Annotated in this window: 10 protein-coding genes; 4 read left to right on the top strand and 6 right to left on the bottom strand. The window is 44.1% G+C overall.

The genetic code is table 11. The features are described 5' to 3' along the window. From B4J23_RS11660 to B4J23_RS11645, 4 genes are all read right to left on the bottom strand, one after another. The coding region (locus B4J23_RS11660) for an FUSC family membrane protein (protein ID WP_291360786.1) at positions 1-582 on the bottom strand (582 nt) is incomplete at its 3' end. A 205-nt stretch (positions 583-787) separates the two neighbouring features. Continuing rightward, a complete protein-coding gene (sodC, locus tag B4J23_RS11655; protein ID WP_291360782.1) occupies positions 788-1330 on the bottom strand; it encodes a superoxide dismutase [Cu-Zn] SodC in 543 nt (180 codons plus the stop codon). A gap of 110 nt (positions 1331-1440) precedes the next feature. Then, positions 1441-2589, bottom strand: coding sequence for an AI-2E family transporter (locus B4J23_RS11650; protein ID WP_291360780.1), 1149 nt, complete (start codon positions 2587-2589; stop codon positions 1441-1443). A 131-nt stretch (positions 2590-2720) separates the two neighbouring features. Beyond that, the gene (locus B4J23_RS11645) at positions 2721-3365 is read right to left on the bottom strand and encodes a ParA family protein (protein WP_179992145.1); all 645 of its coding nucleotides are present in this window, start codon (positions 3363-3365) and stop codon (positions 2721-2723) included. Positions 3366-3488: 123 nt separating this feature from the next. On the opposite strand from B4J23_RS11645, the gene B4J23_RS11640 reads away from it, so the two are divergent. Together B4J23_RS11640 and B4J23_RS11635 are read left to right on the top strand one after the other, a co-directional pair. Next, positions 3489-3956 (top strand): Holliday junction resolvase-like protein, encoded by a 468-nt coding sequence (locus tag B4J23_RS11640; protein WP_291360778.1) that lies wholly within the window; start codon positions 3489-3491, stop codon positions 3954-3956. Between the two features lie 26 nt (positions 3957-3982). Beyond that, positions 3983-4567, top strand: a complete 585-nt coding sequence (locus tag B4J23_RS11635; RefSeq protein ID WP_291360776.1) for a hypothetical protein — start codon at positions 3983-3985, stop codon at positions 4565-4567. Here the strand turns inward: B4J23_RS11635 and B4J23_RS11630 are convergent. After that, positions 4564-5190, bottom strand: coding sequence for a class I SAM-dependent methyltransferase (locus B4J23_RS11630; RefSeq protein WP_291360784.1), 627 nt, complete (start codon positions 5188-5190; stop codon positions 4564-4566). The genes B4J23_RS11635 and B4J23_RS11630 overlap by 4 nt on opposite strands. 180 nt (positions 5191-5370) lie before the next feature. Here B4J23_RS11630 and B4J23_RS11625 point away from each other — a divergent pair, with 180 nt between their 5' ends. Beyond that, positions 5371-5934: a hypothetical protein gene (locus B4J23_RS11625; RefSeq protein ID WP_291360774.1), complete on the top strand. Its 564-nt coding sequence runs from the start codon at positions 5371-5373 to the stop codon at positions 5932-5934. A gap of 221 nt (positions 5935-6155) precedes the next feature. Here the strand turns inward: B4J23_RS11625 and B4J23_RS11620 are convergent, their stop codons facing one another. Then, positions 6156-6488: a HopJ type III effector protein gene (locus B4J23_RS11620; protein ID WP_291360772.1), complete on the bottom strand. Its 333-nt coding sequence runs from the start codon at positions 6486-6488 to the stop codon at positions 6156-6158. 166 nt (positions 6489-6654) lie between these two features. Between B4J23_RS11620 and crcB the strand changes: the two genes are divergently transcribed. Next, positions 6655-7035, top strand: coding sequence for a fluoride efflux transporter CrcB (gene crcB / locus B4J23_RS11615; RefSeq protein WP_286714757.1), 381 nt, complete (start codon positions 6655-6657; stop codon positions 7033-7035). Positions 7036-7086: the final 51 nt, after the last annotated feature.

The raw sequence follows: 7086 nt of genomic DNA, 5'->3' as shown, positions 1-7086 counted from the left end.
GGTATTTTTTAAGGAAAGCTCGTAGAGCAGCGGCTCGACATTATTCTGATTATCGGGATCAAATAATTTGGCTTTGGTCGATAGCAGCTCTGCCATCTGTTGCAGGTTGATGGACAGATTTTCCTGAACCTGTAAAGTGGGACGAATCAGGTAAAACAGAATCGAAGTCAGGCCATACCACACCACCCCAACTACAAAATACAGCGGCTGCTCATACCAGTGTCCATATTCTCCCAAGCCAAACATGGTGTAAATGGACAGCAATACAGTGCCAAAAGAAATGGTGGCATAACGCTGTCCTAGAGCACCCATCAAGATAAATACGGCACTAGAAAGTGATAACCACAGTGCAAACCAGACTTTATAGGAGTGCAGAAATTCCAGCATACTACTGACTGCAAAAAACAGCAGCATGACCAGCCCCAGATTGCGCAGCCTTAAACTTAAACGGTCATCAAAATCGGTCAGGGCAGTGGCAATTGCCCCTAAAGTGACCGGAACAATTAAAGTCTCATAGCCGAGAAGTTTTAGGCCAAAAGTTGTCCCTGAAAGCACAATAAACATCTGCAAACAGTAAGTCATCAAGGCACTGGACTGAAAAGGCAACAGGGCTTTTTTAAGTATGTGCTGAAGAGGATGCAATATGGAATCTGAGCTATTCACAAGAATATGATCCGTGGTATTTGACTGCCGGTTTTGAATGCAATTTAAGCGCCAATTTCAAAAGAAATATCTACTAAAAAACGGGCAAGAAGCCCGTTTTTGAATGCTAATAATCTGTAACAAATCAGATTACGCCACATGCAATACGTTCACCGCCACCGCCTAATGGCTGCGGTTCATCTGAATAGTTATCACCGCCTGCATGGACCATGATGGCACGACCCTGAACATCTGCCAGTTTCAGGCGTGGCGCAAGCAGAGTCACACGTGCTGTACCATCAGTGTTTACTTTAAGGGCTGGTAAGTCACCCAGATGACCCGTCATGGGTGTGCCATGATGAGGTGCCTGATTCGGGTTGTAGTGACTGCCGGCAGCAAGTGCAGCACCTGGTTTGCCATCTTTTTCACCCGGTGCACATGAACCATTTTCATGAATGTGGAAACCACGCTCACCCGCAGGAAGCTGTTTCAGGTTAGTACGAATCACCAGGCCCGCCGGGCTGTCACTCAATAATACGGTACCAATCGATTCACCGACGCCCTGTGCAGAGACTGCATTCAGGGTCACGGTTTTAACATTTTCAGTCGAAGTAGAGGTTGAAGCGCAACCGGTAAAAAGTGCGGCACTGACTGCGCACAAAGCTGTAAATTTAAACAATGAAGACATAATTATCACACCTTGATCTTTATTCTGCTTTTCGGAATCTATTGAAACAGAGCAAGACCAAAAGCACTATGGAAAATCAGTACTTAAATGTTTTAATTTGTTTAAGCCGGTCAGTCTGGTGATTTAGGCGTCTTGTTACGACGCAGACGGAATTTTTTCTTCGGTTCAACCTCATGCGCCATAGTGGCTTTAGGCATCATCAAAGGTTCATTCAGGTTGCTTTCATGTAGCCATTCACGCCAGATGGCCAGTAGTACGGCCAGAATCACCGGTCCAATAAAGACACCGACCAGACCAAAACTGGCAATGCCACCCAAGACACCAAACATGATCAGCAGGAATGGAATTTGTGTTGCGCCTGAAATGACCAGTGGACGAATCACGTTATCCGCTGTACTCACAATACACACACCCCAGATCATGACCCCTACGGCTTCAATGGTCTGTCCTTGCGAGAACAGCCATAGCGAAACTGCACCATAAGCAACAGGAGGGCCAAAAGGAATTAAAGCAAAAATAAAGGTGATAATGGTCAGTACCATCGGGTTCGGTACGCCAGCTACAAAGTAGCTGATACCTGCCAGCAAAGACTGGGCAATCGCTGTTAAGCCTACCCCATAGACCACCGCACGTGTGGTATCTGAAATTGTCGCCAGATAATGGTGAATACGTGGACCGACTACCATCTCAAAGGCTTTACGCACCTGATTCAGAATGGTATGTCCATCACGGTAGAAGAAGAATAACGACAGCACAGCAAAACACAGCTTGAAGACGTTTTTACTGATTTCATTCAGTACGACTTTACCATAATTCAGATGACCCTGAATCCAGGCTGAAATGGTCTGTGCAATACTGTTTGGATCGGCATTTATCTCATTCAGGGTACGGGTAATTTCCTTACCCACAAGTGGCAGGCCGCGAATAAAATCAGGAACACTAAGATGACCTGAGAATACCTGTTTTTGTAATTCAAAATACAGATTCCGGCCTTCGTGTTGCAGCATAAAAATGGCAAAGATAAAAGGCAGACCAAATACCAGAATTACACCCAGAATCATTATAGTCGCGCTCAGCGTCGGCCGATTGCCACTCATTCTTAAGATCGACTGATACAGCGGCCAAGTCATGTACGCAATAATGGCTGCCCAAACTACAGGAATGATGAAATACTTGAGTATGTGAAAACTCAAAAAAATCAGAATGAAAAATAGTCCAAATAATAAGACTTTTTGTAGTGTGGGCGCGTATTGTTGCACTGAATTTAGAAGCTCATTTTTTAGGTCGTGTCAGGCATATTAACTGAAAAAAAAGCGATCGAAAACGATAGTGCAGGAAGTAGTACGATTATTTTCCCAAGAATAAAAAGAAGAGGCTAAAAATAACAGAACTAGAACCATTGGCTTGGATCGTCAATAATGGCATTCAATAAAGGTTGCCATTGATCCTGTAATTCACGGTACATCTTCTGCTGTTTATCAAAAATAGACAGGCCTTGCATGGCCAGTCGGCTATAGGGTGCACGTTCAGAAATCCAGGTAACCGGTTGCTGATCAATTTTATTAAAGAATTGCTGAATGTCCTGATTACTGGCTGCATTAGGTTTGGTGCGGTTAGCGAGGAGCAGAATTTCAACCTTGCCTTTACGGATACGTTTAATATCCTGCAAATGTTTGAGAAAACGGCGCGTAGAATCAATATCAAAAAAAGAAGGCTGCAGCGGGATAATGATGGCATCCGCTTCACTAATTAGCTGTTCGGCATGATCTTCAGTCAGCGCTCCGGGTGCATCGATAATCAGATATTCCAGATTTTTAGGCGCATCCCCAATCGATTTGGCATTTCGCCAGTCCAGACTCTGAATCGGTGCGGCATCTTTTGGGCGATGTTTCAACCATTGCAAGGTCGATTTCTGGCTGTCCGCATCGGCCAGAGCAACTTTATAACCCTTTTGTGCCAGGGCAGCTGTCAGGCTAATCGCAGTAATGGTTTTACCACAGCCACCTTTCTGATTTGCAATTAAAATAGTTTTCATGACCCGGGATGATTTAATTCTGCTCCCGCCTAGCATATCATTCTTTGCAGGCTTACTGGATGGCAGACCCTTTCAACTTCAGTCGAAGGTAGGCAGCAAAATAAAGCAGATTAGGAAGATTGAATGTCCATTGGAATGGCTATGCTGATTGGTGCCTGTATTGGAGTGGTTTTAACTACCCTGATTCTGGGCCAGACGCGAAATGGTCGAATTAAAGCAGAATATGAACAATATATTGCCGAGCTGGAGCTGGAACATCAGCAAGCTTTAGTCGCTGCACAAAAACGCAGTGTGAATACCAGTCGCGCGGTACTCAAAGGCAAAATGGCCGAGCAGTTGGCACCGATCATGCCAGAGTTTCAATATCTACCTAGTGATGCCAAATTTTTAGGCGATCCGGTGGATTATGTAGTCTTTGATGGTTATACCGATTTTCGTGATGGTGAAGGACTGGCAGAAAATATTGAAGTGGTTTTGATTGATATTAAAAGTGGTGGTGCACGTCTGACCAAAGGCCAGATGGCAATTGCTCAAGCCATTCAGGAAGGGCGGGTACGTTTTGAGACCATCCGGATTGATTTTGAAGACTGAAGGACAGCAAGCTTCAACGCTACACTATGGATAAACTGATTATTGCCGCAGCACTGTTTGCGCTTGGACTATGGATCTGGTCGGAATACTTTCGGGCAATCCCGAATCTGGAGCAGGCCGGGGTACTCAAAAATTTTCAGGTAGAATCGATTGAGCCGCATCAGGCTGAATATCGCGTACTGGCTAAACAGTATTATGGGCCTGAGCGCCGTACCATTCATCCAGCCAGTCCGGTGGTGGGAAGTTTTAATGATCTGGCCTATGTCAGTAATATTGATCTGTTACTGGCAGTACCGGAAGTATCCAGTGCTGTATTTAAACCAATCAAGCTTGAGCAGGACAGGCGTTGTTTTAATATGACCGTTACAGACGCACAAGCCAATCCTGCGAACATTCAACCTCATTTGCTGAACCTGAGTGTGATTGCCGCCAGCGAAGCTGTTGCCAATAAGGTTCGCCGTTTAAAAGCAGAACAGCGGATCTGGCTGCAAGGTGACTGGGTACAGGTCAAATCAGCGACCAGCCAGCAAGAATTTCAGGTTGGAAAAAGCAATCCAAAATCAGCCCAATGCCGCCTGTTTAGAATAACTGATTTAAAAGTGCTGTATTAAAGCGGTTTATGCGCTCTAGCTAACAGCATACGCTGGCCAATCTTTGGAATACCTTCTGCATCGATATAATGAACTTCATCCAGTTCAAACCCAGCCTCTAAAAGAGCGGTTTCAATATCCCGGTTAAGATGACAGCCATCTGCCACTTTCTTCTGAATCGGAGTGAGTAAGTGCTGCAAGCGCTGAATGTTGAGATGCTCTCGGTTTAATACATGCTCAACCAGATGAAAATGGCCGCCTGGCTTCAGAACCCAGTAAATTTCATGCAGACTTTGGTGCAGATCTGGAATACTACATAAGGTCCAAGTTGATACGATATTTTCCAGACTATTTTCTGCGAAAGGCAGAGCTTCTGCACGAGCCTGAATCTGTTCGACTGCAAAAGGGCTTTGACTGATGCGCTGCTCAGCCAGTTTAAAAATGTCCAGGTTAGGTTCCAGCGCATAGACTTTATCGACGGCCTGATAAAAAGGCAGATTCAATCCTGTACCGAAGCCAATTTCCAGGACTTCACCTGTAATAGGCAACAATAATTCACGGCGTAAATTCATCAGGGATGGGGTCTGCATGACCTGATTCAGTAGATGCGGAAAAATACGTTGTTGATAGAATTTATACAGCATGGTCGCATTCAAATTATTCTTAGACAAGCTTAGATTAACCGAAAATAATCAGATTCGCTAAAGCTCTCTGCTCACCAAAATTGATCAACTTGTTACTAAATTCAACTATTTATTCATTAAAAAAATCGTACTATCAAACAAGATATTCTTGAAAAGATTTGATGGAATAAAGACAGAATTATGTTCAAACATCTTCGATACTATGCTTTGGTGGCCAGTCTTTTACTACCGCTTTATGGTCACACTTCTGTAGACCATAATGTTGCCAAAGGGCTGCCACCGATGGCCAAAGACCAATCTATTTCAGTCTTGCAGCCGTTTAAAGGTGATTTCCGCATTCTGGGGTCAAAAATTTATACCGACGACGAGCAGGCTAAGTTCTCTCCAATCGATTATGCGGTGAGTTGGGGGCTGTTTGCACAACCTGAAATTGCCCGCCACATTGCGGTCAATCAGTATAACCGTTACCTGAACTGGAAAATGGATCGTGTGCCAGTGCCAATTGAACAGGCCAAACAGATGGTATCCAATATGCACATCATTCCTGCTAATCCACAAATTGCTAAAGCAATTAAACAGGTAAAACGTGGTGATCTGGTACGTTTGCAAGGTGAATTGGTTGAGGTACGTGATAAAGACCTTGTCTGGAAATCTTCTTTAACTCCAACTGATACCGGTGATGGTGCTTGTGAGGTATTCCGGGTCAGCTCAATCAAGTGGATTGAGAAAGTAGGTAAAGGTTAAAACTGGAAAACTTAGAGCTTTCTGAAAGGGGCGTTTGGAGTGCTTCTGAGTGGTTTGGCTTTCTTGATATTTACTTTATTTTGAGCCTTCTAGTTTTTCATTTTTAAATTGAACTACTTCTCCAAAAATAATTTTAATCTTAAATACGAATGTCATCTTGTTCTGTTATTTTGATATAAAAAACCGCCAGAAATAGGCGGTTTTTTATTTGGCAGAATAACCTATTTAGCAGCCAGTGCTTCGCCTTCAAAGGCAATGCCATCCCAGCCATTTTGCATGAACTGGCGGATATTCTGGTGATCCGTTGCTTCTGGCGTGGCCAGTACAGCCGCATAGTGTTCTGCAAACAGGCTCAAGGTTTGTGCCTGATCTAGGCCATTCAGTTGGGCAAATGAAAATACTTTGGCACTGCCTTGGTTTTCAGTGGCAGCATTAGCCTGTTGACCATTTTTAAAAGCAGTTGGTGTATGAGCATAGCGCGCATCGATATATGCAATTACATCTGCAAATTTAGCTTCGCCCGCAGCCAATTGAACCAGTAATTCCTGAGCCATGTGGATTCCCTCTAGACTTAAATCAATTTGAATGGCGTCGAATATACCAATTTTTTGGCAAAGATCCATGTTCATTCTGCAATTTTAGGTGCATGATGTTATTCATTATTCTCGTCCCACATGGTGGCTGAGAAAAGGTTTAAAATCGAATAAAGACGGAGTAGACATGAACTGGCTTTTGGTGGCAATGGGCGGGGCAATCGGGGCAACACTGCGTTATGGAACAGGAATGTTGATTGCCAAGCCACAGATGCTATTTCCGTGGCCGACTTGGTGGATCAATATTATAGGCTGCCTGTGTGCCGGAATTTTCTTTGCCTTTAGCCAGAAATATAGTTTCCTGCAAACTGAAGCACGGCTATTTTTGATGGTAGGCATCTTGGGCGGCTTTACGACTTTTTCCAGTTTTGGACTAGAAACCTTTCAGCTGCTTAAGCAGGGTGCAGTCACGATCGCCCTCAGTTATGTGATCTCTAGTGTGATTGTCGGAGTATTTATGCTGGGTGTGGGCTTCTATTTAACTCAGCTGGCTTTAGCGCAGGCATAAAAAAGTCAGGAAACTGGAGGTAATTTCCTGACATAAACCGCGATTTAAATT

It is taken from the genome of Acinetobacter sp. UBA3025 (assembly GCF_002367915.1).
In the GTDB taxonomy this organism is placed as follows: domain Bacteria; phylum Pseudomonadota; class Gammaproteobacteria; order Pseudomonadales; family Moraxellaceae; genus Acinetobacter.
Note: the sequence above shows the minus strand (reverse complement) of the source record. Positions and strands in the feature narration are given on the sequence as shown.